The sequence below is a fragment of the Pseudomonas sp. GL-RE-29 genome, from assembly GCF_019947275.1.
Taxonomy (GTDB): domain Bacteria; phylum Pseudomonadota; class Gammaproteobacteria; order Pseudomonadales; family Pseudomonadaceae; genus Aquipseudomonas; species Aquipseudomonas fluorescens_A.
The window spans coordinates 39,960-66,884 of sequence record NZ_JAGYGD010000013.1 but is presented as its reverse complement, the minus strand read 5'-3'; the positions used below and the strand labels follow the sequence as shown (position 1 = coordinate 66,884).

The 26,925-nt window shown below is 55.4% G+C and carries 29 protein-coding genes and 1 pseudogene; 6 read left to right on the top strand and 24 right to left on the bottom strand.

The window, feature by feature from the left end; translation table 11 throughout:
* Positions 1-8: 8 nt before the first annotated feature.
* The 4 genes and pseudogenes from radC to KGB21_RS12990 all read right to left on the bottom strand — a co-directional run bounded on the left by radC (position 9) and on the right by KGB21_RS12990 (position 2,757).
* Complete coding sequence (radC, locus tag KGB21_RS13005; protein WP_223505331.1) at positions 9-503, bottom strand: RadC family protein; 495 nt, start codon at positions 501-503, stop codon at positions 9-11.
* A gap of 100 nt (positions 504-603) precedes the next feature.
* Positions 604-861, bottom strand: a complete 258-nt coding sequence (locus KGB21_RS13000) for a hypothetical protein (protein WP_223505330.1) — start codon at positions 859-861, stop codon at positions 604-606.
* Positions 862-932: 71 nt separating this feature from the next.
* Positions 933-1,514, bottom strand: a pseudogene (locus KGB21_RS12995) (STY4534 family ICE replication protein).
* 901 nt (positions 1,515-2,415) lie between these two features.
* Positions 2,416-2,757: a helix-turn-helix domain-containing protein gene (locus KGB21_RS12990; protein ID WP_223505329.1), complete on the bottom strand. Its 342-nt coding sequence runs from the start codon at positions 2,755-2,757 to the stop codon at positions 2,416-2,418.
* A 209-nt stretch (positions 2,758-2,966) separates the two neighbouring features.
* Here KGB21_RS12990 and KGB21_RS12985 point away from each other — a divergent pair, with 209 nt between their 5' ends.
* Positions 2,967-3,224, top strand: a complete 258-nt coding sequence (locus tag KGB21_RS12985) for a hypothetical protein (protein WP_223505328.1) — start codon at positions 2,967-2,969, stop codon at positions 3,222-3,224.
* A gap of 44 nt (positions 3,225-3,268) precedes the next feature.
* Here KGB21_RS12985 and KGB21_RS12980 read toward each other — a convergent pair whose 3' ends face one another.
* The 14 genes from KGB21_RS12980 to KGB21_RS12915 form a co-directional block, all read right to left on the bottom strand.
* Complete coding sequence (locus KGB21_RS12980; protein ID WP_223505327.1) at positions 3,269-5,236, bottom strand: DNA topoisomerase III; 1,968 nt, start codon at positions 5,234-5,236, stop codon at positions 3,269-3,271.
* Positions 5,237-5,457: 221 nt separating this feature from the next.
* Positions 5,458-5,928, bottom strand: coding sequence for a single-stranded DNA-binding protein (locus KGB21_RS12975; RefSeq protein WP_223505326.1), 471 nt, complete (start codon positions 5,926-5,928; stop codon positions 5,458-5,460).
* Positions 5,925-6,443 (bottom strand): DUF3158 family protein, encoded by a 519-nt coding sequence (locus KGB21_RS12970; protein ID WP_223505325.1) that lies wholly within the window; start codon positions 6,441-6,443, stop codon positions 5,925-5,927. The genes KGB21_RS12975 and KGB21_RS12970 overlap by 4 nt, the downstream gene beginning before the upstream one ends.
* Complete coding sequence (locus KGB21_RS12965) at positions 6,440-7,195, bottom strand: PFL_4669 family integrating conjugative element protein (RefSeq protein ID WP_223505324.1); 756 nt, start codon at positions 7,193-7,195, stop codon at positions 6,440-6,442. The genes KGB21_RS12970 and KGB21_RS12965 overlap by 4 nt, the downstream gene beginning before the upstream one ends.
* Before the next feature lie 144 nt (positions 7,196-7,339).
* A complete protein-coding gene (locus KGB21_RS12960; RefSeq protein WP_223505323.1) occupies positions 7,340-8,527 on the bottom strand; it encodes an STY4528 family pathogenicity island replication protein in 1,188 nt (395 codons plus the stop codon).
* On the bottom strand, positions 8,524-9,072 hold the full coding sequence (locus KGB21_RS12955; RefSeq protein WP_068934431.1) for a DUF2857 domain-containing protein: 549 nt from the start codon (positions 9,070-9,072) through the stop codon (positions 8,524-8,526). The genes KGB21_RS12960 and KGB21_RS12955 overlap by 4 nt, the downstream gene beginning before the upstream one ends.
* On the bottom strand, positions 9,069-10,631 hold the full coding sequence (locus KGB21_RS12950) for a ParB family protein (RefSeq protein ID WP_223505322.1): 1,563 nt from the start codon (positions 10,629-10,631) through the stop codon (positions 9,069-9,071). Before KGB21_RS12950 ends, KGB21_RS12955 begins: the two co-directional genes overlap by 4 nt.
* A 309-nt stretch (positions 10,632-10,940) precedes the next feature.
* Positions 10,941-11,783, bottom strand: coding sequence for a ParA family protein (locus KGB21_RS12945; protein WP_223505321.1), 843 nt, complete (start codon positions 11,781-11,783; stop codon positions 10,941-10,943).
* Between the two features lie 4 nt (positions 11,784-11,787).
* A complete protein-coding gene (locus KGB21_RS12940; RefSeq protein WP_223505320.1) occupies positions 11,788-12,018 on the bottom strand; it encodes an AlpA family phage regulatory protein in 231 nt (76 codons plus the stop codon).
* 108 nt (positions 12,019-12,126) lie between these two features.
* A complete protein-coding gene (locus KGB21_RS12935; RefSeq protein ID WP_223505319.1) occupies positions 12,127-12,882 on the bottom strand; it encodes a hypothetical protein in 756 nt (251 codons plus the stop codon).
* A gap of 241 nt (positions 12,883-13,123) precedes the next feature.
* Positions 13,124-13,858 (bottom strand): NADPH-dependent F420 reductase, encoded by a 735-nt coding sequence (locus KGB21_RS12930; RefSeq protein ID WP_223505318.1) that lies wholly within the window; start codon positions 13,856-13,858, stop codon positions 13,124-13,126.
* Between the two features lie 128 nt (positions 13,859-13,986).
* Positions 13,987-14,703: a nitroreductase gene (locus tag KGB21_RS12925; protein WP_160057855.1), complete on the bottom strand. Its 717-nt coding sequence runs from the start codon at positions 14,701-14,703 to the stop codon at positions 13,987-13,989.
* 32 nt (positions 14,704-14,735) lie between these two features.
* Positions 14,736-15,167 (bottom strand): MarR family winged helix-turn-helix transcriptional regulator, encoded by a 432-nt coding sequence (locus KGB21_RS12920; RefSeq protein WP_223505317.1) that lies wholly within the window; start codon positions 15,165-15,167, stop codon positions 14,736-14,738.
* Between the two features lie 398 nt (positions 15,168-15,565).
* Positions 15,566-16,324 carry an SDR family oxidoreductase gene (locus KGB21_RS12915; RefSeq protein ID WP_223505316.1) on the bottom strand — a complete coding sequence of 253 codons (759 nt, stop codon included), beginning with the start codon at positions 16,322-16,324 and terminating at the stop codon, positions 15,566-15,568.
* A gap of 99 nt (positions 16,325-16,423) precedes the next feature.
* Between KGB21_RS12915 and KGB21_RS12910 the strand changes: the two genes are divergently transcribed.
* A complete protein-coding gene (locus tag KGB21_RS12910; RefSeq protein WP_223505315.1) occupies positions 16,424-17,014 on the top strand; it encodes a TetR/AcrR family transcriptional regulator in 591 nt (196 codons plus the stop codon).
* Between the two features lie 154 nt (positions 17,015-17,168).
* Here KGB21_RS12910 and KGB21_RS12905 read toward each other — a convergent pair whose 3' ends face one another.
* The 4 genes from KGB21_RS12905 to KGB21_RS12890 all read right to left on the bottom strand — a co-directional run bounded on the left by KGB21_RS12905 (position 17,169) and on the right by KGB21_RS12890 (position 21,753).
* A complete protein-coding gene (locus KGB21_RS12905) occupies positions 17,169-18,155 on the bottom strand; it encodes a 2-hydroxyacid dehydrogenase (RefSeq protein WP_223505314.1) in 987 nt (328 codons plus the stop codon).
* A 26-nt stretch (positions 18,156-18,181) separates the two neighbouring features.
* Positions 18,182-19,054, bottom strand: a complete 873-nt coding sequence (locus KGB21_RS12900; RefSeq protein WP_223505313.1) for an oxaloacetate decarboxylase — start codon at positions 19,052-19,054, stop codon at positions 18,182-18,184.
* A gap of 119 nt (positions 19,055-19,173) precedes the next feature.
* The gene (gene dctA, locus KGB21_RS12895; protein ID WP_223505312.1) at positions 19,174-20,481 is read right to left on the bottom strand and encodes a C4-dicarboxylate transporter DctA; all 1,308 of its coding nucleotides are present in this window, start codon (positions 20,479-20,481) and stop codon (positions 19,174-19,176) included.
* 102 nt (positions 20,482-20,583) lie between these two features.
* On the bottom strand, positions 20,584-21,753 hold the full coding sequence (locus KGB21_RS12890; RefSeq protein WP_053123197.1) for a mandelate racemase/muconate lactonizing enzyme family protein: 1,170 nt from the start codon (positions 21,751-21,753) through the stop codon (positions 20,584-20,586).
* 99 nt (positions 21,754-21,852) lie between these two features.
* On the opposite strand from KGB21_RS12890, the gene KGB21_RS12885 reads away from it, so the two are divergent.
* Positions 21,853-22,746, top strand: a complete 894-nt coding sequence (locus KGB21_RS12885) for a LysR family transcriptional regulator (RefSeq protein WP_223505311.1) — start codon at positions 21,853-21,855, stop codon at positions 22,744-22,746.
* 302 nt (positions 22,747-23,048) lie between these two features.
* Here the strand turns inward: KGB21_RS12885 and KGB21_RS12880 are convergent, their stop codons facing one another.
* Positions 23,049-23,951 carry a LysR substrate-binding domain-containing protein gene (locus tag KGB21_RS12880; protein WP_223505310.1) on the bottom strand — a complete coding sequence of 301 codons (903 nt, stop codon included), beginning with the start codon at positions 23,949-23,951 and terminating at the stop codon, positions 23,049-23,051.
* A gap of 158 nt (positions 23,952-24,109) precedes the next feature.
* Here KGB21_RS12880 and KGB21_RS12875 point away from each other — a divergent pair, with 158 nt between their 5' ends.
* From KGB21_RS12875 to KGB21_RS12865, 3 genes are read left to right on the top strand one after another with little or no spacing between them, the layout of a single operon-like run.
* Positions 24,110-24,670: a sugar ABC transporter gene (locus KGB21_RS12875; RefSeq protein WP_223505309.1), complete on the top strand. Its 561-nt coding sequence runs from the start codon at positions 24,110-24,112 to the stop codon at positions 24,668-24,670.
* Positions 24,663-24,989 (top strand): hypothetical protein, encoded by a 327-nt coding sequence (locus tag KGB21_RS12870; protein WP_223505308.1) that lies wholly within the window; start codon positions 24,663-24,665, stop codon positions 24,987-24,989. The genes KGB21_RS12875 and KGB21_RS12870 overlap by 8 nt, the downstream gene beginning before the upstream one ends.
* 21 nt (positions 24,990-25,010) lie before the next feature.
* Positions 25,011-25,850 (top strand): MBL fold metallo-hydrolase, encoded by an 840-nt coding sequence (locus tag KGB21_RS12865; protein ID WP_223505307.1) that lies wholly within the window; start codon positions 25,011-25,013, stop codon positions 25,848-25,850.
* 45 nt (positions 25,851-25,895) lie between these two features.
* Here KGB21_RS12865 and KGB21_RS12860 read toward each other — a convergent pair whose 3' ends face one another.
* Positions 25,896-26,804 carry a LysR family transcriptional regulator gene (locus KGB21_RS12860; RefSeq protein ID WP_223505306.1) on the bottom strand — a complete coding sequence of 303 codons (909 nt, stop codon included), beginning with the start codon at positions 26,802-26,804 and terminating at the stop codon, positions 25,896-25,898.
* Positions 26,805-26,925 lie beyond the last annotated feature (121 nt).

Here is a 26,925-nt window from a genome sequence, read left to right as displayed (position 1 = left end):
TGTGAGGGTTAAAGCCAGCCATGTTCGGCAAGGGAAAGTGGACGACCTTCACCCACGATGAAGTGATCCAGTACGCGCACTTCGATCAAGGCCAAGGCCTCTTTCAACCGTGCGGTCAAGACGCGATCCGCCTGGCTGGGTTCTGTACAACCTGAAGGGTGGTTGTGAACAAAAATGGCGGCCGCAGCGTTATGCGCGAGGGAGCGCTTGACGACTTGGCGGGGGTAAACGCTGGCGCCATCGATACTGCCGTGAAAGAGGACTTCGAACGCCATCACCCGGTGTTTGGCATCGAGAAATACCACACCGAAGACTTCATGCTCTTGTTGCACAAGATGCAGTTTTAGGTAGGAGGCCACAGCGCCAGGGGACGTCAGGTTAGGGCCGCGGGCGAACAGCCGACGATCCAGAATCTGCAGTGCTTCGTCGATCACCTGGTTTTCTTGGACGATACGATCAGCCTCGAAATCCGAGGTCTCAATCAGTGTGAGTTGGGTGTTCATGGCGGTACCTCCGAAGGGAACAATCAGGGGGACACGCCCGAGGGGAGTGGTATCCCCAAGGTGGGTGTGGAGTCGTGGGCATTAGCAGGTGACGCGCTGTTTACAGGCGAGTGAATCGATGGCGTTGACCGTGTAGGTGTGAACCACAACTGTCGCAGGGCAATGGGGAAAAGGCTTTTATGCCCCAGCCGGCTTCGGGATCGAAGTCGGCACTGATGGGCATTAACCGAATCAGTCCACGATGGATGCGGGCGATGCGCTTCTCGATTTCATCCATCGTGTAGTAGAGCGATAACGTGCTGTAGTCCTCGTACGCCACAGCGAACAGGCAGTCATCGCAAAGCCAGAAGGAATCCATGTTGGTTCTCCTGTGCTGATTGAAGAAAAGGCGCTCGAGGGAGCGCCTTGATGAGGAACATCGTGGACTGTTCAGACGGACTGAACGGTACGGAGGGCATCACGACGGGCCGTGCGGGGAGTGGGTGGAGAGTCAGGTTCAACCCGAGCCTCTGTTGGATTGTCGATCTCCTCAGCGTCGGCATCAGCCGATGGTGGGGATTACTCACTGGTGGGCGCTTGCTCAGCAGGTGCTGGTGCTTCCTGCCTGGCGGGCGCTTTGTACTCGAATGTGCCGTCGACCTTGATCCAGTCGATGAACAGCAAACGACCTTTCAGACTGGCGCCTGGTTGACCTTGTTTATCACCTTTCTCGTAGAGAAACGGATCGATCCACAGGTCGCCGATACGGAACGACAGCAAGACCTTTTTCTCGGCCTTGACGGCGTCCGTATAGAGACGAATCAAGCGTTCAGCTTCGCCCCCCGCGACTTTGCAGTCGAAACGGGTGTACTCGACCGCATCGGAGGCACCGTGCAGGGCGGCGATATCGCAGGCCATGAACGGCTGGCCGCGGCGGACTTGGACTTCACGAACACGGTTGAGGTAACCGATACCGACGGTGTGCAGGTTGAAGTAGGTGGTCGCTTCTTGGGATTGGTTGGCGTGGGCCATGGTAGTTCTCCTGTTTCAAGGGAAAACGGCGACGCACAGTCCCTGACGGGGAAGTGAGCCCCCGTCAGGGTGGGTAAGGTGAAATTGATCGATGAACGACTCTCCACCGGCAGCCGATGACAATCAGAACGATGCGCCTGGGGAATAGCGATGCAGCAAAAGAGGATCCGCAGTATTGGTCTGCGGATCTGGGGATAGTGGGCATTCATCACCGCTGAAGCGGTAATCGTGCGAGCCTCCGAATGCTGATCGCACTTGTGTAAACCACCACAAGCGTGGCGTAGCCTTGAAGGTTCAAGCTACCTGGGCTGGGCTGTCAACGACAGCGAACCACGCCCTTTGTATAAGCCTGACACAGGGAAGGGTCAAGACGCCGCAAGCTGATTTTTTATGGCCGGAATGCAGTGGCAGTTACTGGACTGAAAAAAGTGAAGAGTGGGCCTGGCGGGGTGCCAGGCGAGGAACAGAAAAGCCACCTTAGGCGGTCTGACGCAGTCGACAAGCTCCTCGCAAACCTTGATTTAACTGCGCCATGATTAGCCAACCGACCCTTGTCGTGGCCTGGGTCGGAACATGCTGGCACGCATCCGCGTACAAAGGGTGCCCAGTGTTTCCCCGGTGGACTCCGGGACTGAATATGATCGCCGTGGCGGATGACCGCTGTTGCCTGGCGGAGGCAACAGCGGTCATCCGCCAAATTGATCAGGTCGAGCACAAACAGGAATGAAATCCCGTTGATAGAGAAGGCCCCGAACTCTAGGAGTCCGACCGAGCTACCCGGAGCGCATCGGTCTTGGGTCGCCGTTGGCGATGATCCGAAGGCACTACAGCAGAGTGGCAAGGGTGACGTCAAGGCTGAGGGCAACCCTCAAGGCCTCTAGATCGAATACGAGTGAATGGCTTATTTGTTGGCAAGATGAGCAGCCAATTGTTCGACGGTAGCCAGGATAAAGGCACGGTCACTTTGTTTCAAACCGTTCAGCAGACCCGCGATCATCTGACCCTGGTCATTGGGACGATTGCTCGACTCCGTCAGCAGTTCATCCATCCGGCAGTCGAAAATATCCGCCAACTGCATCAGCTTGACCACGGAGAGCTCCACCACACCCCGTTCCAGGCGCGAGATGGCTTCACTGCCAATCCCCAGGCGTTCAGCCACCTCTTCCTGGGTCAGATTACGCTGGGTGCGGTGCTTCGCGATCATTCGGCCGATTTGGGCTTGGGTTGGATGTTTATGTGCCAAGTGATGAGTTCTCCAATTCAACCCGAATGGTTGAGCAAAGCCCCATTGACATGAACAACCTTAACGGTTGAGTATCGACTTATAGGGTTGTTTTATTGACTGAAATGCCTGTTTGTCGCGACGTGACATATGTTCCTCCAGGAATCAGAGCCCGTAGTGACCAGTGAGACTGAGCAGTCTGATAGGACCAAATGAAGGCAAGGTTGAGCATGGATGAGCAGCGCGAGAACGAAATGGATCTGATTTGGGATCGAACACTGGAGCTGTTCATCAAGATCCATGATTGCCCTGATAACCCCGCACACCTCGACAGCCTTGTTCATTGGCTTAATGAAGATCCTGCTCACCTGAAAGCGTTCAACGAACTGGGGCAGATATGGATCGCGACAGGCATCGCTTTGGCCCGTGAAATCGGACAACCGCTAAATGACTTGGATAAAGATCAGCCTCCATTGATGACGCACTGACCCTATCCATCAACTCCAAGATTTTGGTGATCACCAATGGCACGTCATGGGTGTCGCGAACCTTTGCTGATCGGCTGAGTGCCTTTGCAGTCCGGGTAGTGGGAGCATGACCAGAACGGTCCTGATTTTCCCTTCCGTCTGAGCATTGAGGCATTGCAAATGGGACAAGCCGGCCCGGCTTCGACCGGTACCGACAAAGTGAGCGCTCTGCAGTTAGCGATCAGCTGCGTAATCCATTGCGCCTGCTTGGCAACAAATTCATCCAACATTAGACGTCCCGCTTCGATTTCATCCAGAGCCTGCTCCCAGATCGCTGTCATACCCGGATCCGCGACTGCAGCGGGTACCGCTTCGATCAGCGTATGGGCCGCTGCGGAGGCCATTAAGGCGCGTTTTTTCTTCAGCAGGTAACCGCGATCAATCAAACCCTTGATGATGCCTGCTCGCGTGGCTTCGGTGCCGATACCGGTGGTATCCCGAAGTTTCTGTTTAAGACGCGGGTCGTTGACCAGCTTGGCGACGTTTTTCATCGCTTTGATCAGTTCGCCCTCGGTGAGCGATTTGGGCGCAGCGGTGCGCATGGACTTGAGTTCGACATCGTCCACTGCGCACTGCCTACCCTGTTGTAGGGCGGGCAACACTTGGGTCTTTTGACTAGGTTCATCGTCTTCGGCGTTGTCGGAGAGTAAGCCTTTCCAGCCTTGGGCGAGGATCTGTTTGCCAACAGCATTCAAACGCTCGGCGCCGCACTCCAGTTCGACCTCGGTTCGATCAAACTCGTGATGCGGCAGAAATTGCGCTAGGTAGTGGCTACGAATCAGTTCGTAGACTTGGCGCTCTTGTTCAGACATCCGCGCAAGGTTCGCCGGCTCGGTGGTGGGGATGATGGCGTGGTGCGCGGTGATCTTGGCATCGTTCCATGCTCGTGAGCGCAATGATCGATCGACGCTTCCGAGCGCTGGGCGTAACGCGGGATCCATTTTGAGCTGGGCCTCGAATACCGAGGCTACCTCGTTGAACATGCTCTCTGGCAAATAACGGCAATCGCTGCGCGGATAACTGGTGGCTTTGTGGTTTTCATACAAGGCTTGGGCGATGTTCAGGGTTTCCTGAGCGCCGAGTCCCAGCTTGCGTGAACAGACTTCTTGCAGTGTGCTCAGGTCGAAGGGCAGGGGTGGCGCTTCGCGGAAATGCTCAGTCTTCAGCGAGACTACGGTGGCGGTCTTGCTGCTAGAAATCGCTTGGACGGTCTGACTGGCAAGCGCCTGCTGCAGGCAGCGCCCGGCTTCGTCACGTCCTGAGCTTGGCGGTTTCCACGACGCTTGGAATGGTTGCCCCATTGAGGACAGGTGCACATCCACCACCCAATACGGCACCGAGACGAAGCTGGCAATCGCGCGATCTCGATCAACCACCAAGCGTAAAGTGGGCGTTTGGACGCGTCCAACCGACAGTACGCCGTCATAGCCCGCCCGCCGTCCTAGGAGGGTAAACAAACGACTGAGGTTCATGCCGATAAGCCAGTCGGCACGGCTGCGCGCCAGGGCTGAGTGATAGAGCGGGAAGGTCTCCTGACTAGACTTCAGCGAGGACAGTGCTTTGCGAATCGACGCCTCGTTGAGTGCGGATAACCAGAGGCGCTCAACAGAGCCACGATAGTTGCAGAGCTCCAGTAACTCGCGGGCAATCATTTCACCTTCGCGATCGGCGTCGGTGGCGATGATGACGGTGGTAGCTTCGCTGAGCAGGTGTTTGATGATTTTGAACTGCGCGACAGTCTTGGGTTTGACCTCAACCCTCCACTGAGCGGGAATGATCGGTAGATGATCCAGTGACCAGCTTTTGAATTGCTTGCCATAGCTTTCAGGCGGTGCTGCCTCCACCAAATGGCCGACACACCAGGTGACGGTTGTCTCGGTACCGATTAGGCAGCCATCGCCACGCCGTGTGGCCCCGAGGACCTTGGCGATGTCACGACCTTGGGAGGGTTTCTCGCAGAGAAAGAGACGCATAGAACTGCTCCGGGTTGAGTTCGGAGCAGCCTCGTTGGCAACAGCAGTGGCGAGCTATGAGAAACCTGAATGGCAGACTCCTCATATTAGTCGGTGAGGGCGGTCTTGAATGGGGCGGGGCTGCTACTTCCTTGTCGCGTGGACGACAGTGCTTCACGAGCAGCGAGTAGTGGCAGACCAGAAATCTCGAGAAAAGGCGCAATTTTTATGCCTCAAGTCAGTCATGTCGATGGTGGCTGCCCTCTGCGCCTTTTGGACTTCGCCGCAGGCGAACTGGCCTGGTCTGTAGCCTGCCCGACGTGAGCCGCAGATGAGGCTGATTCACTGGCGCGCTCCCGCATGACCACGTTCTGCACGCGATGAGGCAGGATGCCGACACGACGCGCCTCGATCTTGAAGGTAACCCGCGCATTGTCTTCGCTGTCCTCCCACTCATCACGCACTGTGCGGCCTTCGACCAGTACACGCATGCCTTTCTGGTACAGCGCGCTCCAGTGTTCAGCCTCGCGGTGCCAGAGCTCGACCGGCGCCCAATAGCCGCCTCGATCCTCATAGCTGCCATCGCGTGGCACGGGGTTGTCGAAGTACACATTCAGGCGCAGCAAGCGCCGTGGCTCGTCATTGCCTGATGGAAACTCCTGGAATTCTGGCGCACTGCCGATATTGCCTTCGCCGACGAAAAAAGTACTCATCGTGATATCTCCGCTGCTGGTATGAATTGGCGCAGCAGCCGTTCGGCGCTGGCCATTTTGATCGCGCAGGTTGAAGCCTGACGGTAGAGCGAATGCAGCACGCTCATCTGCAAGTTCAGTGCAATGCGCTCGCATTCGAAACGGTGCAATCCCTCGCGTACGGCTTGCGGCAGGGCCTTGTTGGAGGCTTGGCGTTCCCAGACCGCAACGCCCATACGGGCGAAATCACGGGTGCGCCATCGCAAAAAGGTGCTGCCCGCACTGGTGTTCTGCAGCACCAATCGAATATCCAGCAGCGAGTAAGTCGGTTGTCCGGCCTGCTGCGCCACAGCCTCCATCAGACGACGTAACTGCGCCTCGGTTTCCCTCGCCACCTGCGCCAGGTATTCCAGCTCCCCCTTACCCTTAAAAGGTTTTAAAAGGCCTTTTAGGGAGGCAGCGTGTTCGAGCTGTCGATAGGCATCCGTTGTTAATGTTTCGATGGGCATTGGTTGAGTCGCGATCAGGGGGTTCATACTTCGTCCTCCGGCTCATCGACTGTCGCAGATGGCTCGACAGCTTCCTCTGCCAACGCGTCAGCGTTATCCACTGGCAGAGCACCACGACGAATGATAGGTGGCGCGAACTGGGAGCGGCGATGCCCCTCAAGGATGTCCATAGGGGGTAATCCAAACTTCTCCATGGCCGCCAGAGCACGAGCGTTGTTCGCCGCCATATCATCACGGGTAACGCCAGCATGCCGGTAGCGCTGCGCCTGACCGAACAGGCTGCGCAGCAGATGGGCGCCGTCGTCGATCCAGGCTTCCATGTCTCGGCGACCGATCAAGGCGGTGTGATGGGCCAACAGGGTATGCCGCACCAGCGTGTCGTAGTCAGTCAGCAGGTAGACGGCGAGAAACCCCAGTTGACTGCCGATGTACAAGGGTAAAGTGACGGGGTGGATATTGAGGTTATCGCTCATGTCGATCTGCGTCGGCAGGTCTTGTCTGATCCGGTCCAACTGCCGGGTCAGTTCCAGCATCCCAGCTTTGGCCTGCATCAATTTTTCTTCGAGTTGCACAATGGCCCAATCGGCATAGGGGTCGTCCTGGGCCGCAGTTTGTTTGATCAGGTTGGTGACACTGATGTAGCCGGCCATGCCCATGATCGAGTGCACTCCTTCACGTGCGGTCCGGCCTTGCCAGATCCGGGCGGCGTGGTGGGTATGCAGGGTCAGGGTGATACTGCTGCGCAATGAGCCCAGGTTGAGCTGATAGTGATCGGCCACGGTGTTGTCCTCGCATAGGCATGGGCGGAGACGTTGCGACAGATGAAGGTCAAGGACAGCCGAAAAGCTGAATGCGGTATGTTCGGTTTGGTTCGAGACGGTTAATTTTTGACACGCTCGACAGTGATGCCAGTGGCATCAAATCTACTGACGTCCAGAGCGTTTGCTGCGCAGCTGGCGCAGTTCATCCAGGCACGCTTGGGCGAGGGCAGAGGCGGGTTCGCCCTTTTTCCTAAGCTGGCGCGGGGGAGCGGGTGGCGGTTCTGCAATGGGTAACGATTCAGCCTGACCTGCCCATGGGCGGAAATCGCCTTTCAACGCCCGCTGTATCAGGCCCATTAGATACGCCGCCGGTTTGCGAACGCTTCCTACCGCACATCGCGCCCCAGCTTCGTTGAGCACCGCCTGCCGATCCGCTGGTTTCAGCTTGTTCAGCGTCACGGTGACGGCCTGCCGCTCGCTCGGACTCAGGTGCAGCGGATCAGGCCAGTGCAGGTTGTCCACCGCTGGGGTCGCGCGCGGTACAGTACAACTACTTTCTTTTAATACAGTACAGGCAGTGTTCGGATTCCGAACGCTGCCGGAAACCTTAGCGTTCAGACCCGGTTCGGAATCCGAACGTGGTTCCACACGATTCCGAACGAGGTGGTCGCCACCCAGTTCGTAATCGTGTAACGCTTCATTTGGCGCGTTATTCAATCCTTGTTTTGTCCAATGGTCGCCCCAACTGTCGAGCCGGGTGGGGAGTCGACCCAAATCGATATCGGTGTCCTGACGAATTTCTTCCAAAACATGCCGAGCGACAATTCGCACAGCCTTGGTCGCGTGAGAGAGGGCATGTCCGACCAGCTCCAGATAATCCTGATCCAGCTCCATGGCTTCGGCGGGCGTTAACGGTTCATCGTGCAGGACGTACAGAGAACCTTGTAGGCGCCCGCTGAGCTGATCGCGGCCACGACTCACCAAACTGAGCCAGCGAGTCAGCCTGAGCATCGTCAACACGCGAGCGATGGTTTCACGGGAGGCTGACGCACCGTAGGGCACGCTCGACAAGTAAGGCTGCAGATCTTCATAGCGCGGAGTGATCACGCTCTGGCCTTGCAGCATGAGTCGAAATACTTGCCAGGCATTCCGTTCCAATGGCGTTAGCCGACTATCCAGCAGTAGTCGACGCGGCACGACTTCGTGAGATTGGCCACTGAACAAAAAGCCCGCCTGCAGGGCCTGGTTGGAAGGATGTTCAGTGGTGAGGCGTGCGGGCCAACGTTCACTTAGTTGTTGGGTGCATTGCTGCAGAACACGCTGCCAGCGACTGGAAGGGGTAGTGTTCATGTTCCGTTGCTGTAATGGTCGATCTGCTGCCAAACGATGGTCAAGCTGATCTGTTGCTCTTCTGCCAACATCATCATGGCGTCGAGCTGATCCTCAGCACCGTCCTCAGCGCGTAGTTGGCACCAACGCTGCCAGAGTGCATGTTCCTGCGCTTCGCTCAAGTTCTGGGGGCGGCCCTTACGGGTTTCTATCTTGAGCAGACGTCGGCGCAGGGCGGTTTCCGAATGCGCCAAACCGAAGTACTGATACATGATGGTACTGCTGGCACCGAGCTTGAGCGCTCGGTTGATCAGGCGCTCGTTCTGTTCGTCACGTTCGGCCTGGTCGATCAACCGATGCAATACCGGCGAATCAATCTTGACCTCAACCCAGGGAACGGTGGCATGTGCCAGGCGTGACAGTGTGGTCGGCGGTAATGATTGCAACAGGTAGATGTCCTCTTCACCCAGTCCGAGTGCTTTGCAGCGTTGCAGATTACCCAGGCGCAACTCGTGAAGGACCTGGGTCAGCATGGCCTGGTTGAGCACATTGAAGGACAGGTTCATGGCAGCTCCATTGGTGAATCGTCTTCATGGGTAAGCGTTAAGTCGATCAGGCGCCGGGCTAAGCGAATGAGGCGATACAGTTTGATTAACAGATAGTCGGGCAGTCGCTCCAGTCCTACGTCCACGGCTGGACGATCTGCCAGCGGGAGTTGATAAACCCCCAATAGCAGTTGCCCGAACAGGGCTGAGGGCAATTGCTTGCGATCCGCCCAGTTCACTTCGTCTTGGGCACGCAGCAGGGCCAAGAGCAGCAGGTGGACGCCGGCCGCACGAGGGTCTGCAAGATCAAGCTGCTCGATGCTGAGGGCGAAACCCAGGCCGTGCTTTTGGTCGATGATGCTCTCGGGATGTCCGGTATAGGCCGCCATTTCCCGAGTCAGGCCGGTAATGGCTAAACGCAGTTGTTCGGGGGTATCCAGTGTGGGTGCGATGATCCAGATGTCTTCGGTCGGGCAGGTTGCGACGGTCTGTGCTGGTTCGGAGGCAGTGGCGCGATCAATCTGTTCGCGGATCTGCTGGACACGTGACGTAGGGTTGACTGCTGATGCGACATTTGTTTCGGGCAGCATGAGCTGCTCCTCTTGCGCTGTTTCGGTCTGGGTTCTGGTCTCAGTTGATTTGGGTGAGAGAGGGTCTGCCGTGGTTTCAGCAGAGCTTGGCGGATAGGTGTTCTCTGAGGGCGTGACAGGCGTTCGGATGAGCCGTTGTGTATCGCTCAGCTCAAGAGCCAACATGCGGTAGGACTGTCCGAGTAAGCGGCTCATGCGTTCGAGCAATTCATCCTGAACTTGCTCAAGATCGAGGGAGTCGGGGGCGGCATCAAATTGGCCCAAGGTGTCGAGCCAAAACTCGGGGAACGCAATGGCATCGGTCGGATAACGATTCCAGGTTTGTTCAGCCTGGCTACGCAGTGCGATCAGGCGTTCAATTTTGGGTTTACCCAATCCGGCATACAGGGTTTGTGGGATGGCGGGCAGTAGGTATTCGAGGGTGTCGAGCATCCGGCTGACGTGTGACTGTGAAATGGGGTAGCCCCCAGCGGCAAGACGTCGTGCCAGCTCGCGTTGCGAGAGCGTTGCTCCATCTGATTCGAGCATGGTTTTGAGTTTGGCTACTGCCAGAGCACGTTCGATGAAGGTGAGTTGGCCGTGCAGATCGCTTTCGGCCAAATGGCCGAGCAGAGTGGTGATTTCATTGCTCCAGGGCCGGAACAGGCAATGAATGCGAAAGAAGCGCTCGTCGCGGGTTTCCTGCCACAGCTCGCCGAGAATCGCCAATCGCGTATTACCGCCGTTGCGGATTATGAAATAGGTTTCACCCGGGCGGCGGGTAATCGGTGGTGGTTGATCCAGCCCTCGTTCACGGATCGAGGCTTTTATATCGTCATAAAGTGGATTGCGGATGAAGCGTGGGTTGTGCTCGTAGGGCCGCAACTGTTCCAGCGTGACCAGCATGGGGGTGTCGATGACTGGATCGGACAGTCGCTCCAGTTCTGGACTCCGAGGAAAATGGTCCTGGTGCAGTTTGTTGGTGATCTCCTCCTGACTGAGCTTCTTCATTTGAACAGCCTCAGTTAACGCCGGTTATGCAAATGGTCACCGACCTCGAACTTAACGATCTCGGCTATTCCCGAACCTTCGAAATAACGAGACAGTTCCGCGAGAGACCGACCCATGGCCGAGCGCCCACGCTGCCGGCGAAAGACCACGGTGCAATATTCCTCGCTAGGTGGATGATCTTGTCGAATGGATGGCTGAACGATGATGGGAAACTGATCCAGCATCAAAAGACTCCTCGCCAAACGCTGTTGGCCTCAAGGTTGAACAAACAAAATAATTCGGCGAGAAACACCGTCTTCGGAATTCGCCTTATCGAACATCTTCGTATCTGCTCACTCTGGAAATCGCTTCGCGCCATTCCGGAAACAACTCGATGGCCAGCGCTTGCATGGTTTCCAGCGCTGATTGAGAACGTTGTTCACGTGGCTGGCGAGTCTCAATTCGATGGGCGGGTAGGCCAAGAGAGGCGGCATTCAGGTAAGCCACTCGGTCTGGAACTACGGTGCCTAGAACCGAGATGTTGGAAGCCCCAGCGAAGGCCTCGTGTAATCCACGGATGATCATTCGCGTGTCTACTCGGAGGCTATTTACCTGGTTCAGCAGCAGTCGCAACGGTGGCAACGTAATACCCAGGTGACGGAATGGTTCAAGTTCACTGAACAGCCTCAAAGTGCCGCGGCGCAGTTCGCGAGCGGCTAGCATTTCCGGTGTGATGGGAGAGAGGGCGATATCGCAGGCTAGGATGGCCATTTCCAGTAGCACGCTACGTGCGCCTTGGGTGTCGATCAAAAGTAGATCGTAACGGGGGCGAAAATCGTCGAGCAAATTACGCAGCCGTAATCGCCCGTCAGGGGCGTGCAGCAGCAACGTATTCAACTGGCCTTGGGCGTCGTTGGAGATGATCAGGTCGAGCCCTGCGATCATGGTCCTGGATACAATCTGTGTAGGCGTTGTTAAGTTGAGTGCAATGAGCTCGTACGCCCCAGCAACAGCTTTCTGGCTCAAGGCGTAATAGCTGGAGAGGGTGGGTTGGCTATCCAGATCGAGCAATAGGACACGTAGACCAGCATCCGCCAGCAGACCACCGAGATTGGCCACTACTGTGGTTTTGCCGACCCCACCTTTGGTGGAAAGCACCGCGACCACACGCATGGCGTCAACTCTGCTGGCCAAGGCGTTCAACGACCCATCGCTCGATTTCCAGCGAGTCCCAACCAACCGCGCGCAGCCCAATGCGCTTGGCTTGAGGGAATTTACCTTCCTTCATCAAGTTGTAGATGTGCGCGCGCTTGAATCCGGTTTTACGCTCTACCTCCTCGCGCCGCATAATATGGCGCTCGATTTGCGGTTGTGACACTTCAACGATGGGTGAGGTTTGGGTTGACATGATGGTCACTCCTGGCGGCGATTGGCACGTAGTAGGAAGTGACCTGAATTGAATCGCAGAAATTGAAGAGAGTCATTGCGCTGCAATCAACGTGATTGCAGCGCAATGTTATGTATTAGGTTTTTTCCTGATGCTACGGTTGGCTGCAGCAAACTTTTCGTCCAATGTTCGTTTACTCAGACCGGGAATGTCACTGTGGCGCGCGGTCAAAGCATCGACGATTGCGGCTTGGCTCTTAAACACGGAAAGAGGCTTGCCCGCGGGTGACGAGTCCAAGACGGTGTTGAGCAGGGCACCGATGATTTGTAGGTAGGTTCGTTCGCTCCGCTCGCTGAGACGCCCATTGGAGCTCACCATTGATTTAAGGTTTTCCTGTTCAAGTCCTAACGCACGAAGGTCCGCTCTTACATCTTGGAGCTGACGTCGCAGCGTATCGCGTTCTCGCAAGAGGGCATTGCGCTCGGCCTGGAGGGCAAAGTAAATGCCCAAGCTAATTTTGTCTCGAGTGACGGCGCATGGCTCGAACAAAAAACCAGGTCGCTGATCAGGGTAACAAATCGCCAGCCATTGACGCAGATCTGAATGTCGGACCGTTAACAAATTGGGCTCCACGGTGGTGCCCGATGGCACCGGAATCCCGAAACAGCCGTATGGCAATTCGCCATTGCGGACGGCGTCATAAATTAGTTCGGTATTGGTTTGTAGGCATGGCCACTGGGGAAACAGGCGCCTGAGCTCTCCTGGGTAAGACCAAGGAGCTTGCAGGATTTGAGTTTCGAAACGAATGAGATTGCACCAGCGCAGTGCTGCTTCAATAGGACGATAGAAGGTTTTAGCCTGTGGATTAATTCTCTTCGACGACATGTGCGATCGGGCCTCCATCCGCATGGACGACCTCAATCGAAACATCTCTACATCGCCTACCTGATAACAGTGGCTGCTATTTGGATTTTCAGCTCGACGAGGTCATTTCATCCATCCAATACCTTATTTTCTGTAACCATTTCGTCCCAGGCAGACACGGCGCGACTGAGAGTACTTCCGCCGCTGTAATATGGAATCGACAAGGTGAATCTTCAGGTAAGCATGCCACCAATCTGATTGGTCAGGCGGTCATGGCCCGGTTCAAGGCAACGATTTGCTCATGTGTTAACTGGCCGTCATGAGCCATAAATTTGGCGATCAGTGCGTCGCGGTTTTGCGGCGTTCTGGCCTTGTCTGCCGATACCAGCGCCAATCTCAGCTGTGGTAATGTCAGCTCGGTACAGTACGCTGGTGTACCTGGTTGCTGACGCCACGAATCTTCAAGGTCGCCAGCGGCGAGCGCGAGGAAGCCCGTACCCTCAACAAGATCCTGCGCGATTGACTCAGCATAGGTATCTCCTCCAGCTACAGGTACGGCAATACGAGTTGAGGATTCGCCTGATTGACCTTTATTGGCAAGGGTCGCTGCGAGAACGGCGTTCCAAGCCTTAATCACCGGTCGGCCAATCTGTTCGCTTACCCAGATGCTCTCAGGCTTGCCGTCGTCAACTTCTTTGATCGCCCCGTCGCGCCCCGGATAATAATTGGACGTGTCAATGACGACGGTTTTCTCAGGAACATTGCTCAACGTCTGTTTGAGATCAGGGTATTTGGCGAACGGGATCGAGAGGATAACAACGTCTACCCCGGACACCGCATCTTCCTTGGTGACCGCGCTCACGCCGATTTCATTGGCAAGGTTCTGGATGCTGCTAGGGTCTTTCGAGTTTGCCAGCTTAACTTCATGGCCGCACGCAGCAAGCTTGCGGGCAAGGGTAGCCCCAATATTGCCGGCGCCAATAATTCCGATTTTCACTTCAACCTCCTTACCTACAACCAATACTTGAGTGACCGCTTGGTTGGATATGCGAATGAATTAAGCATGTCACGCAGCCACTTCGCTCTGGGGCACGCATGTCGCCTGGCTCAGGTAAATACGACTCTTCAAGAGTGAAAGGTCACGCTGTCAGTAATTGGCACGCGATCCATATGCATGCGGTTGCCTGGAGCACTCTCGTCTGGGTAGCCAAATGACATGCCAAACAGCATTTTCATTTCTTCAGAAATTCCTAACACCTCGCGGATCGTTTCTGCATAGAAACCAAGCGAGGTTTGCGGGATGCCGCCTAACCCACGGGCAGCGAGTGACAGTAGGAAGGTTTGGCCGTACATACCAATGTCGCCAGCAGTTCGAACACTGTCGCCAAACACCGGCATGAATAAAAAAACTGCCTGGGGAGCATTGAAAAAAGACAAGTTCAGGGCTGCGGCCCGCCGACGCCCCTCCTTGTCTTCGCGCATAACATTCATAGCCTCGTAGTAGGCTTTGCCTTGCGCATTCTTACGATCCCCATACATGCCGTAAAAAGCATCCATATCGAACGAAAAGTCTGGCGTGAATTCGCCTGCAGTATTTTTTGCGTGGAGAATCTGCGAAAGCTCTTTCAGTTTTTGCCCGCGAACGATGTGTACATCCCAAGGTTGGGTGTTGCAGTTGGAGGGGGCGCACTGAGCATCCTTCAACACCTCCTGAATGATGTGGTCGGGCACGGAGGTGTCCAGAAACCCGCGAAAAGACCGCCGAGTGCGTGCCGTCTTTTGAAATTGAAGGGTGTCATCCATCGCTGTATCAGCATCGAATCTAGATATTGAAATAGTCATGATTTCCTCTTTGTGCAAGGCGTGAAAAATACTCAGTCGGTTGCCGGATGACCGAGCGCATCGAGTGTTTGTCGAAGCTCATCGATACCCCGCTCATCAAGCTGGCAAGCTGACTTAATTTTGCTAGTGATTCCCCGAATGTCAGCTTCCAACATGCGGCTATTAGGCGTCAGGTCGATCATCACGCGGCGCTCGTCGGAAGGATCCCGTGCGCGGCTGACGAGTTCGGCAGCCTCAAGCCTTTTCAGCAATGGCGTTATGGTTCCAGCGTCCATCGCAAGGCGGGTTCCGAGTGCTCCCACAGTGAGTGGCGAACCGTTTAGAAGCTCCAGGATGACCAGGTACTGAGGGAAGGTTAGGCCCAACGGCTCCAGGTAGGGTTTGTGCAATCGCACCACCCGATTTGCCGCCGCGTAGAGTGAAAAAGACAGCTGGGTACCCACCCGCTTCCGGTTTGAGGTCATTTCATAGCTCACTATTATATAGTGCGCTATATATTCTAGAAGGAGAGTTGCTGTGTCAACCGACGCCTTCGGCACTCGACGAATGGCTCATCTAGATAAGTAGAATATGCCTCACAGCTACTGTGATTTGAGCCGGACGCCTAGTCATGCGGTAGGGAATGGCCAATCCCACTTGCCAGATGCGTAGGCCAGCGTTCCAGGCTGTATCGGACTGCTCCGCTGGTAGCCAAATTTATGGGCGTGAGATTGCGCACCGCATCCATCTATCCGCTCCAATTGGATTATCAGCTGTGCCGCCCTTTTCCCAATATGAATAGGAGCAACAAAAAAACTGTGCGCCCAGTAGGCAGATGCCAGCCGCTTATTTGGACGCATCAGGTGTGCCCACAAGTTAAACGTTACTCTGCTGGTGGTTTGTATCCGGCAAGCATTTTCAACACCTCATCATGTGAACCGCTCGCTTCTGCAAATCGTAATGGCTTCGCGCGCTCGACTACTAATTCTAGTGGGGTCGGAACAGTCTTGAGCAGTTCGAAGATTTCATCCAAAAAATCCTCCAATGGCATCGCGTGCTCGTCATTTTCCTGACCAAGTAAGGTGGTACGTACCCCCGGTGGCGCAAGCTCGATGACCTCGACTGGCGAGGCTTCTAGCTGTACTCGAAGACTTTGAGTGAACGAGTGAACCGCCGCTTTAGTTGCGCTATAGGTCGGTGTGGCTGGCAGCGGCACGAATGCCAACGCCGAGCTGACATTCACTATCGTTGCACTGGTCTGCTTGATCAGATGGGGAGTGAGTGCGTAGACCATGCGAATCGTGCCAAGTAAGTTCGTCGTCACGATATCTTCGGCTGTGCTCAGGCTTTCCGGATCAGTCAGATCCTCCCAGTGCATGATCCCAGCGTTATTTATGAGAATGTTCAGATTCGGATGGCTGATCGCAAGCGCTTCGCTGGTGCGTTGGATGGATTGGCCATCAGAGACGTCCAGCAATACTGATTCAATGCCAGGATGTTCCGACACGATCTTGTCGAGCAGAGACTTGCGACGTCCCGCGATAATGACTTTGTTGTCCGCCTTGTGAAATCTTAGAGCCAGACCGAGGCCGATGCCTGAGGTGCCGCCAGTAACCAGAATCGTGTTGCCAGTGCTGTTCATAGTAAACTCCAGAAACGATGACTAAGCGGACAGCTGTCCACTTTAAAACCGTACCGGACAACTGTCCGCTTAGCAATGCAGTGAAGGAAAATTTTGTTCATGACTCACGATTTGGTGATGCGTTCTGACGCCAAGAAAAACCGGGAACGGATTCTGGAGGTCGCAGTGGTAGAGCTGACTAGCGATCCTGCTGTTCCGCTGAGTACGATTGCGAAGAAGGCGGGGGTAGGGCAGGGCACGTTCTATCGTCACTTCCCTAGCAGGGAGAAGTTGGTATTCGAGGTCTATCAATTCGAAATGCAGCAGGTGGCCTTGTTGGCGGAAGAGTTGCTGGCGACAAAACCACCTAAGGAAGCCCTCCGAGAGTGGATGGACTGCCTCGCTGAATATGCAATGACAAAGGCAGGGCTCGCTGCTGCGATCCAGCAAGCTGCTTGCGTTTACGAGTTCCCAGGGAAGTCGGGATACGCTCCTGTCCAAGGAGCTGCCGAGTTGCTTTTGAGGGCAAATGAAAAGGCAGGAACGATTCGTAGCGGGATTACAAACGACGACTTTTTTCTAGCCATCGCGGGAATATGGCAAATGGATGCCCAGAGCGAATGGCGCTTACGTCTCGCCAGATTGATGAATTTGGTGATGGATGGTCTGTGCGCTGGCAGCCCCGAAAGCCTGAAAAAGAATAACGGGTAGCATCAACGTCAGGACACGCGTCGGCGAGAACAGGAAACGGAGCGCATCGGCAAATAGTCGATCTTGTTTAGAGCGGCTTAAGCTTGAGTAGGCGCCCCGACCTATAAGCCGCGATCCATCCTGCGCGGCGGCCATACTGCCAGCGTCCTTGTCGTCACTGCGTCCATCTACGTCCTAGCCCGTGAGTATTCACGAGGTCTCTCGGTTGCCGTCCTTCGAGCCCCGATAGCAAATTTTCCAGTGCACGCAGTGCCATCGCATTGCGTGTATCGCTTGTTGCAGAGCCGATATGAGGCACGGTGACAACGTTCTTCAATTTGAAAAGACCTGAACTCACAAGCGGTTCTTTCACGTAAACATCTAAACCGGCTGCTCGTATCGTATTCTCCTCAAGCGCTTGAAGGAGTGCGTCCTGATCAACCACAGGGCCGCGAGAAACATTAATCAAAATACTCTCCGGGCCCATCAACGCTAGCTCCTTACGTCCGATGAGGTTTCTCGTGCCGTCCGTCAACGGCACGACCGGACAGACAAAATGAGACTCGCTTAAAAGTTTCTCTTGCGGGACGAACCGCGCACCGAGTTCTTTCTCAAGCTGCGGTTTACGATTGTTGCCGCTGTAGAGGATGTTCATGCCAAAACCGAAACGCCCTCTGCGTGCGATGGCCTCTCCAATTTTGCCTAAACCGATAATGCCCAAGGTCTTTCCATGCACATCGCATCCGAAGTGGGATGCTTCGATGGTCTTTGTCCAATTGCCGGCTTTCGTCCAAGCATCAAGCTCAGGGACGCGTCTCGCTGTGGCCAGGATCAGAGCGAAAGCCAGATCAGCTGTGGTTTCGTTCAAGACATCTGGCGTGTTGGTCAACATGACCCCTCGGCCATTGAGATAGCTGAGGTCATAGTTGTCGTAGCCAACCGAAATGCTGGAAATGATCTCAAGGTTTTTAGCCGAAGCCAGCTCTGCTTCACCTAGGCGCCGATTCCCGCCGATCAATCCATGAGCGCTGGGAATGGCATCTTCGAACTGAGCATCCATGTCACCAAGCTCTGGACGCATGACGATGATGTTGTACTTGTCTTTGTAAGGGGCAAGCAGGCTGGGTGATACGCGGCTGAAGGCCAAGATTGTTTTTTTCATGAAGCTTTATTTCACCTGTTTCAAACTCAATTCGAATCGTGTTCTGACTTCAAATAGGTCTTTGCCCACTCTCGGTAATTGTCCGAGAGTGTGTATTTAGAAAGCAGATCGGGAAGCGACAGCTCGCCTCCCTCTGTGCCGCTTTGTTCGCGCAGCGCCTCGTATGTCGCTTTGATTGCGGACAAATACGGTGCATGCCCATTGACCACAATCCGCACATTGGCAGCACTCAGTTTCTCAACATCACTAAGAGCCGGATTTCCATAATTGATCAGCATGATCGGCACACTGAGATGTGCTGTGAGTGCTTCCAAGTGGTGGAAGTCTTTTACCCCGACGAGGCAAATCGCGTCGGCCCCGGCTTTTTCATAGGCCGTAATACGTGCAATGGAATCTTCCAAGGTGGTAACGGCCACATTCGTACGGGCGATGATGCTGAGCGCATCGTCTGATCGCGCAAATCGCGCAGCGTAAATCTTGCTCGCGGCTTCTTCCCTCTCGATGAGCACATGCGATTGCTCGTCGTACTTGGCCGGTAGGTGGGTGTCTTCCAGCGTTAGCGCAGCGACGCCGGCTTTCTGCAGCTCGGTCACAGTTCGCATTACATTCAGCGCGTTTCCGAATCCATGGTCAGCATCCCCAATGATTGGGATTTGGCTGGCTCGTCCGACTCTGGAAACCTGCTCGACATACTCATCCAGCGTGAGCAGTGCGATGTCCGGTGCCCCGAGCACCTGAAGCGAGGCGACGGAACCACCTTGAATGGCGACCTCAAAGCCAAGGTCGGAAGCCATACGAACCGAGATCGGATCGAATACGGAAGCAGCGAATTTGCAGACGGTACCCTGGAGTAAATCACCAAACGCCTTGCGCAGTTCATAATGCGATCGTTCAATCATTTTTGGCTCCATCAAATTCTTACAAGTAATTTGTTGGTCTCATTCGATTTGAACGAGACCTGGAAGACACTCCCGGTCATAACCGTTTTTAAGGCGAGATGACCGGCTCCCTTTGCAGATTATTTCTGTGCCAGCATTGCCTTCCTGGCCGCTTTTTCGTGTTTCATGGCGGCGATTTCACGCTCGCAGGCCTCGACATCGAACGAGTTATCCCACTTGGCAATGGCGATGGTGCCGATGCCGTTACCGATCAGGTTGGTCACGGCCCGTGCTTCGTTCAGGAATCGGTCAATGCCCAGTAGCAAGACGAGGCCGACCAGAGGAATGGAGTGGATGGTTGTTAGCGTTGCCGCAAGGGTTATGAACCCGGCACCCGCCACGCCAGCGGAACCTTTTGAGGTCAGCAGGAAGACGCCCAACAGAATCATCTGATCCATAAACGTCAGTGGCGTATTGGTTGCCTGTGCGATAAAAATCGCCGCCATGGTGAGGTAAATGCAGGTGCCATCTGCATTGAAGGCATATCCAGTTGGCAGCACCATGCCTACCACTGACTTCTTGCAGCCCAGCTTTTCAAGTTTCACCATCATTCGCGGAAGCACAGCTTCGGTTGAGCAGGTGCCAAGCGTGATGAGAATTTCATCTTTGAAATAACGAAGAAATTGCATCAGCGGCATGCCCGACCATCTGGCAACCGTACCCAGCACTACCACGATGAAAATCAGGGTGGTGATGTAGAGCGCGACCAGCAACTGGCCGAGTGACAGCAAGGTACCAATGCCGTACTTGCCTATAGTGAAAGCCATCCCGGCGCCGGCGCCAAGGGGAGCCAAGCGCATCACCATTGCCACGATCTTGAACAGCCCTTGCAGAAACAAGTCGATGGTATTGATGAGCGGTTTGCTGGTTTCGCCCATCTGAACGAGGGCAACGCCCATCAATACCGAAATCAGAATGACCTGAAGCATGACGCCATTCGAGAATGCGCCAATGAAGGTGCTAGGGATGATGTTGAGAAAGAAATCGATAGTGCCGCCCTGTTCCGTGGCGGCTTGGCTGTACTTGGCGATAGCGCTGGCATCAAGCGTGGTAGCGTTGATATTCATCCCGGCGCCTGGCTTTGCGATGTTGACCACAATAAGGCCGATGACTAGCGCAATGGTTGAAAGGATTTCAAAGTAGAGCAGCGCCTTGACGCCGATCCGCCCAACCTCCTTGATGCTGCCCATCTTGGCGATACCAACCACGACGGTACCGAAAATAATCGGCGCCAAGAGCATTTTGATGAGTTTGATAAAGCCATCGGCAAAAGGTTGAAGCTTGGCTCCGAATTGCGGTTCAAAGTGACCAATCGCAGCGCCGATGACGATGCCGATCAGCACCTGCACATATAGCTGGCTGTACCAGCGGGACTTGGAAATTTCCACGGAAGCACCTCATTTTATTTTTGTGATGGGCATGTGGTTTGGCGTCAGCGGGTGACGCCTGAGTCTGCGGTCTCTTTAAAAGAAACCGCAGATCTAGGTTGATCAGCCTTCGCCTAGCTCGCGCATGACTGCATACAAGGCTGACTTGGCTTCAAAGCCAACGCCTGGAATATCTGGCAGGCCGACATATCCATTTTCCACCTTGATTCCGTCGGCGAAGCCGCCGAAAGGCTGGAACACGTCGGGGTAAGATTCGTTGCCGCCCAGGTGCAGACCGGCTGCGATGTTCAAGGACATCTGGTGACCACCGTGCGGAACTACGCGGCGGGAAGACCAGCCCATTTCTTCCATCACTTTCAGGGTGCGCATGTACTCCACGAGCCCGTAGGACAGCGCACAGTCGAACTGCAGGAAGTCGCGATCCGGGCGCATGCCGCCGTGACGCAACAGGTTACGGGCGTCTTGGTGGGAGAACAGGTTTTCACCGGTCGCCATGGGCAGTTCATAGTGATTGGCAAGCTCAGCCTGAAGTGCGTAATCGAGCGGGTCGCCGATCTCCTCGTACCAGAAGAGGTTGTACTTCTTGATGGCTTCCGCGTAAGCAATACCGGTCTGAAGATCGAAGCGACCGTTGGCATCGACCGCCAGTCGACGACCGTCCCCAACCACTTCAAGTACCGCTTCGATGCGACGGATATCTTCGTCCAGTGGCACCGCACCGATCTTCATTTTAACAACGTCGTAGCCACGATCCAGGTAGCTCTGCATTTCTGCTTTGAGTTTGGTCTGGTCTTTGCCTGGGTAGTAGTAGCCACCTGCTGCGTAGACCCAAACTTTGTCATCGGCCACGCCGTTGCGGTAACGATCAGCCAGCAGACGATAAAGAGGTTTGCCTTCGATCTTGGCGACGGCATCCCATACAGCCATGTCGATGGTGCCAACTGCTACTGAGCGCTCACCGTGACCTCCAGGCTTTTCGTTTGTCATCAGGGCTTTCCAGATGGCAAACGGATCCAGGTTGTTGTTTTCATGGTCGACGAGCGTGTCTGGATCCGCTTCGGTGATACGCGCCAGGAAACGATCACGCATCAGAGCGCCTTGACCATAGCGACCGTTGGAGTTGAAACCGTAGCCGATGACAGGTTTGCCATCGCGAATCACATCCGTGATAACAGCGACGACCGAGCAGGTCATTTTCGAAAAATCGATATAGGCATTGGCAATCGGGGAGGCAATAGAAACTGTTTTTTCACGGATGTCTACGATACGCATGACGGGTTCCTCTTGTTGTTTGTGGCCCCACGTTATGCTTTGCGATGTCACCCGCCCAATGCTATTAATGCCGCACCCTATGCACAGGAGGCATGGCCCATGGAACTCGTATGGCTCGAAGACCTTTCAGCGCTTGCGGAGTACGGCAGTTTTGTCCGAGCCGCTGAAGCACGTCATGTTACTCAGCCCGCTTTCAGTCGGAGAGTTCGCTCACTGGAAAACTGGATGGGCATTGACCTGTTTGTGCGCACACCGCATGGAGCTACCCTGACCGAGGCAGGGCGGCAAATTTTGCCCAGTGCGCAGGAGGCGGCTAGGCACCTCTACAGGATGCGTAGCGAAGCTCAAGAAGTCGCTGGGATGACAGCGAGGTCACTCAAATTTGCTGCGACGCATTCTCTGTCGTTCACATTTTTTCCGAAGTGGCTCCGAAGCTCGGAAAACGGTGCGCCAATTGAGGCTGTGCAGTTACATTCAGATAGCATGGCAGTCTGTGAGCAGATGCTGATACATGGTCAGGTCCAGTTTATGCTCTGTCACCGCCATCCTGATGTTCCCCCTTTACTGGCACCTGATCAGTTCATAAGCAAGAAGGTGGGTGAAGACGTTCTCGTGCCCCTTGCTAGTGCGTCAATAAACTTCGGCACTTTGCCTGCAGCGTTGCCATATCTCGCGTACACGCATGAGTCGGGACTTGGGCGTATTGTCGCCCACAGACTTCGAGGGAAGGAGGACTACCTTCACCTCAAACCACTATTCAGCAGCCATCTTGCAGCGGTACTTATGTCCATGGCTCTGGAGAGCAAAGGAGTCGCGTGGCTGCCCAAGAGCCTCACGGAGCAAGAAATTCTTGATGGTCGCTTAGTCAGAGCTCTTGACGAAAGCTGGGACATACCGTTAGAAATTCATTTAACCCGCCCCAAAGCAATGCTGAGCCAGTCTGCCGAGGAGTTTTGGCTCAGGGTGGGACCTGACCAGGTGCCTTTTGAATGACGCGATGATTGTTCAAGCGGAACACGTGGCGATGAAGAGGTAGAGCCAAACTGAGGGCTATGAAAATAATATTTGCAAGGCCAGTACACAGGCCTGACATCGAGGAACCGCCATACCGGGCAGGGCAACTTAAGCGACCGAATCTCCTCAATCCAGGTAGAGCTCGACGCAAGTCGCAATTGTTAGCTGTCTAGGTGTCGGATTCAGCTCGGCGGCTCTAATCATTCAGGGGCGGTGCAAGAGTCACAAGCGTACCTCCTTCATCCAATCGGATGAAAGGGTAAGTCACATTAGCTCATTTCCTACGAGCTAACCGTTTTTCCCTGCTTTGCTTCGTCGAGTAGCCATTGAGAAAACGCTTGTATTGGCTCTCTGCTCAACCCGATGGGCTCGGGAAGGATGAGGCAAAAGGTTTTGGAGATGGCTTTTCCCTCTGGCCACGGGGCGATCAGGTTTCCTGACGCAAGTTCGGTTTCAACGTACAGGCGCGGTACTAGCGCAACGCCGAGGCCGGCCAATGCGGCTTCTATCAACATTCCATGGAGATCAAAGCGTGCGCCAATTGCAGGATTGGTCAGCGGGCTTCCCGTCTCTTGGGAGTAGTGTTGCCAAGCTTCAGGGTTCTGTCGTCGGTGAAGGCGCGGTAATTCGTCCAGTGCGGTTGTTCGATTGCGTCCTGTCAGAAGTTCAGGATGGCAAACCGGAACCAGCACTTCATGCAAAAGTTGGTGAGTCCGCATTCCTGTCCACGCTGGGTGCTCGAAATGGATGGCAGCATCGAATCCGCTCCCTGCCAGGACGAAGGGCTCCATGCGCTCGGCCAAATGCACAGTAATGTTCGGATGCTTCTGCTGGAATCGTCCCAAGCGAGGAATGAGCCATCGCATCGCGAACGTCGGGATAGTGGCAATGTCCAGGCTTGCGCCATCGTTCGGCTGCCCCATTAAGTACTGGCTGTCCCGATCCAAGCGGTCAAGCGATTCTCGAACTTGGATCGCGTAACGCTCTCCGTTAGGAAGGAGTCGGACACGATTGCCGACCCGCTCGAACAGCGTGATCCCGAGGAAGGCTTCCAACCGGCCAATCTGGCGACTGATAGCTCCTTCAGTCAAAGACAGTTCCTCTGCCGCGCGCGCGAAACTGCCGTGGCGGGCGGCGGCTTCAAATGCTGTCAGTGCCGTGCTGCTAGGGATCTTCCTTCGCATGAGCGTTCCCGTTCTGAAGATGACGATCTAGCTTAGCTTGATCTTTTGTCACTGAAGCATACCGAATAATCGTTTTATTCGCGGATATCAAGGTCATACCATGACGAGACATCAACAAAGAGGGCCGGACGTACAAGAAGTCCGGTAGCGAGTGATCCATGATCTACACCGTTGAGTGCAGCTTTGCCGACCCAGCCAGCGAAGCAGAGTGGAATGATTTCTATAGCCTGGAAAAGCTACCCGCGCTTATTTCCGTGAGCGGGTTCCATACTTCGCAGCGCTTCAAGGCGTTTAGCGCTGGTTGCCCTGTCTACCTGGCCATGCACTCGATCGACGGTCTGGCTGTGCTTGAGGGCGATGAGTATCGCCAGAAGGGCGGGGGCAACTTCGCACGCTGGCAGCAGCACATCACCGATTGGCACCGCAATCTTTACGGCGGCCTTGAGCGTGCGCCTGCCATCGGTGAAGGCGAGCATCTGATCGTGAGCGCAGTCGGTCCCGAGCCGCTCATCGAGATGGGGCTCACGCCTGAGCAGATGTGGGCCGTCGCATTGGAGAAATGTCCTGAAAACAGGTGGCTGGCGAAGCTGGATAGCGCCATTAGTCTTGGTGTAGATACCCTTCCGAAGAACGTGCATCTCTATGCCCCGATGACCGCGCAATTGACGAGTGGCAGAGGCGCAGAGCCCCAGACGCAGGTGCAGAACCGACATGCCTAACCTGACGATCTTCATCCAGGCGGACGAGATGCCACCCGAAGCAAATCTGGCGGAACTCACCGAACGATGCGCTCGACTTTGCACGGACGTCCTTCAGGCGGCGCTGGACAACGTGCATGTCATCTATGTCGCTGCCCGCCAGGGGCGCGGGCATCCTGCTTACGCGGAAATCAAGTACCGCCTCGAACCGTTCAGAACGCCATCGGTCATGGACGCCTTCACGGCGCGATTGGATGTGGCCATAAAGCGCCATACAGGGCTAACGGCGCGCATCCGTTGCTTCGGCTATTCGCCCCCCGCCATCTACGCGCGGAACTGATGACTCGCAAGGAGTGCCGCAATGAACGACATGAAATTTCCGGGCCAGCAGATCGGCGAGTTTTCTATTACGGCCATCAGTGACGGATACCTTTCCGCAAGTCTAGATCTTCTCTCCAATATCGATCCTACGGAGGCGTCCAAGTTGCAGCAGGACGCAGGTGTGAGCGATCCATTCTCGATCCACATCAACTGTTACCTGGTGCGTGGAATGGGCCGCACGATCCTCATCGATGCGGGGGCTGGTGGTTTCAAGCAGTGGGGCGGCAAGCTAAAGGCGAATCTCGCGCTTGCTGGCGTGCAACCCGCTGACATTGACACCATTCTTCTGACCCACGCACATCCCGACCATGTTGGGGGGCTGCTTGACTCTTCAGGGGAAGCAGCCTTTCCCGATGCAGAGCTGGTCGTCCACCAGCGTGAGGTTTCTTTCTGGGAGGATGAGGGCAATCTCAGTCGAGCGAGTGAGCGTGCTCGTGGCAACTTTCTGTTTGCTCGGAAGGTGTTCGATCAGTATCGGGAGAAGACGCGCATGTTTACTGATAGCGAAGTTCTCCCTGGCATTAGTGCGATGCCCCTTCTGGGGCATACCGCAGGACATTCCGGTTATCGTCTCGATTCCAATGATCGTAGTCTGCTGGTTTGGGGGGATATCGTTCATTTCCCCCAAATTCAGATTGCTCGTCCCGACGTATCCATTGCATTCGACCAAGATCCGCTTCTTTCCGCCGAAACACGATCCAAACTATTGAATGTTGTTAGCTCGGATAAGATTCTTATCGCTGGTATGCACCTTGGCGAGCTCGGATTTGCACATGTCGAGCGGATAGGCAAGACCTACAAAATTTCCTACGAAACTTAGCGGCAGTTCGAGATGCCTACGATGCGTCGGCTGCGGCGAATGAGGTCATTGATCCCACGGCGCCTCCTGCCAGCGGTCGAACAGAAAATCGCTGAACGCCGTCAGCCGGCGCGGCACGGGTTCGCGCCGCGCCCGCACGATGCTGATCTTCGAGGGCGTGGCTTCCCATTCTGGCAGCACGCGCACCAGCCTCCCGTCGCGCAGTTCCTCGTGAATGTCCCAGGTCTCGCGCAGCGAGATACCCAACCCGGCCAGGCACCACGCATGCAGCACGTCACCGCTGTCGCTGCACAGCGTGCCACTGACTGCAATAGGCTTCTCCCGGTGGCCTTTGCGCAGCGGCCAGGTGCTTTGCAGCAGGCCCGGATAGGCGAACACCAAGCAGCTATGTCGTTCCAGTTCCTCCGGCTGCCCCGGATGACCCTGCGCCTTCAGATAGGCAGGAGACGCCGCCAGGATGCGCCGGTTATCGGCCACGCGCCGCGCCACCAAACGTGAATCGGCCAATTCGCCCATACGGATCGCCAAGTCGAGGTCGCCGCTATACAGATCCTGCACCTGGTCGGACAGGCGCAGGTCGAAGCCGACGCGGGGATGCAGGCGGCAGAAATCGTGGATCGCCGGGGCCACGAACTTGCGCCCGAACGGCGTGGGCGCGGTCAGGCGGATGGTGCCGTTCAGTTCCTGGCTGCCGCCAGTTGCCAGTTCCTGCACTTCTTCCAGCACCGCCAGGGCAACTCGTGCGCGCTCGGCGATGGCGCGGCCTTCGTTGGTGATTCGCAAGTTACGGGTGTTGCGCTCGAACAGCGTGGTGCCCAACGCCTGTTCCAGCCGGGCGATCTGCTTGCTGACCGTCTTAGGCGCGAGGTGCAGGTCGCGTGCGGTGGCGGAAAAGCTGTGGCGCTCCACAACATGCACGAACACCGCTAGGTCATCAAGGTTGCGTAGGGCCATTTGGGTCGTTCCGGGGAAAGTGTTTGTCAATTTTGGTCATTTAAAGGATATGCCGGATTCACCAGAATGAGGATCCCAACTTCCCACGCTGCCACGCGCATGCCTCCGTTGGAGGTGTCCG

What these genes read in the sequence shown, in the direction of transcription:
- radC (WP_223505331.1), bottom strand. Translation starts at nt 503, where the DNA reads ATGAACACCCAACTCACACTGATTGAGACCTCGGATTTCGAGGCTGAT.
- KGB21_RS13000 (WP_223505330.1), bottom strand. Translation starts at nt 861, where the DNA reads ATGGATTCCTTCTGGCTTTGCGATGACTGCCTGTTCGCTGTGGCGTAC.
- KGB21_RS12985 (WP_223505328.1), top strand. Translation starts at nt 2,967, where the DNA reads ATGGATGAGCAGCGCGAGAACGAAATGGATCTGATTTGGGATCGAACA.
- KGB21_RS12980 (WP_223505327.1), bottom strand. Translation starts at nt 5,236, where the DNA reads ATGCGTCTCTTTCTCTGCGAGAAACCCTCCCAAGGTCGTGACATCGCC.
- KGB21_RS12975 (WP_223505326.1), bottom strand. Translation starts at nt 5,928, where the DNA reads ATGAGTACTTTTTTCGTCGGCGAAGGCAATATCGGCAGTGCGCCAGAA.
- KGB21_RS12970 (WP_223505325.1), bottom strand. Translation starts at nt 6,443, where the DNA reads ATGAACCCCCTGATCGCGACTCAACCAATGCCCATCGAAACATTAACA.
- KGB21_RS12960 (WP_223505323.1), bottom strand. Translation starts at nt 8,527, where the DNA reads ATGAACACTACCCCTTCCAGTCGCTGGCAGCGTGTTCTGCAGCAATGC.
- KGB21_RS12955 (WP_068934431.1), bottom strand. Translation starts at nt 9,072, where the DNA reads ATGAACCTGTCCTTCAATGTGCTCAACCAGGCCATGCTGACCCAGGTC.
- KGB21_RS12950 (WP_223505322.1), bottom strand. Translation starts at nt 10,631, where the DNA reads ATGAAGAAGCTCAGTCAGGAGGAGATCACCAACAAACTGCACCAGGAC.
- KGB21_RS12945 (WP_223505321.1), bottom strand. Translation starts at nt 11,783, where the DNA reads ATGCGTGTGGTCGCGGTGCTTTCCACCAAAGGTGGGGTCGGCAAAACC.
- KGB21_RS12940 (WP_223505320.1), bottom strand. Translation starts at nt 12,018, where the DNA reads ATGTCAACCCAAACCTCACCCATCGTTGAAGTGTCACAACCGCAAATC.
- KGB21_RS12935 (WP_223505319.1), bottom strand. Translation starts at nt 12,882, where the DNA reads ATGTCGTCGAAGAGAATTAATCCACAGGCTAAAACCTTCTATCGTCCT.
- KGB21_RS12925 (WP_160057855.1), bottom strand. Translation starts at nt 14,703, where the DNA reads ATGACTATTTCAATATCTAGATTCGATGCTGATACAGCGATGGATGAC.
- KGB21_RS12920 (WP_223505317.1), bottom strand. Translation starts at nt 15,167, where the DNA reads ATGACCTCAAACCGGAAGCGGGTGGGTACCCAGCTGTCTTTTTCACTC.
- KGB21_RS12915 (WP_223505316.1), bottom strand. Translation starts at nt 16,324, where the DNA reads ATGAACAGCACTGGCAACACGATTCTGGTTACTGGCGGCACCTCAGGC.
- KGB21_RS12910 (WP_223505315.1), top strand. Translation starts at nt 16,424, where the DNA reads ATGACTCACGATTTGGTGATGCGTTCTGACGCCAAGAAAAACCGGGAA.
- KGB21_RS12905 (WP_223505314.1), bottom strand. Translation starts at nt 18,155, where the DNA reads ATGAAAAAAACAATCTTGGCCTTCAGCCGCGTATCACCCAGCCTGCTT.
- KGB21_RS12900 (WP_223505313.1), bottom strand. Translation starts at nt 19,054, where the DNA reads ATGATTGAACGATCGCATTATGAACTGCGCAAGGCGTTTGGTGATTTA.
- KGB21_RS12890 (WP_053123197.1), bottom strand. Translation starts at nt 21,753, where the DNA reads ATGCGTATCGTAGACATCCGTGAAAAAACAGTTTCTATTGCCTCCCCG.
- KGB21_RS12885 (WP_223505311.1), top strand. Translation starts at nt 21,853, where the DNA reads ATGGAACTCGTATGGCTCGAAGACCTTTCAGCGCTTGCGGAGTACGGC.
- KGB21_RS12880 (WP_223505310.1), bottom strand. Translation starts at nt 23,951, where the DNA reads ATGCGAAGGAAGATCCCTAGCAGCACGGCACTGACAGCATTTGAAGCC.
- KGB21_RS12875 (WP_223505309.1), top strand. Translation starts at nt 24,110, where the DNA reads ATGATCTACACCGTTGAGTGCAGCTTTGCCGACCCAGCCAGCGAAGCA.
- KGB21_RS12870 (WP_223505308.1), top strand. Translation starts at nt 24,663, where the DNA reads ATGCCTAACCTGACGATCTTCATCCAGGCGGACGAGATGCCACCCGAA.
- KGB21_RS12865 (WP_223505307.1), top strand. Translation starts at nt 25,011, where the DNA reads ATGAACGACATGAAATTTCCGGGCCAGCAGATCGGCGAGTTTTCTATT.
- KGB21_RS12860 (WP_223505306.1), bottom strand. Translation starts at nt 26,804, where the DNA reads ATGGCCCTACGCAACCTTGATGACCTAGCGGTGTTCGTGCATGTTGTG.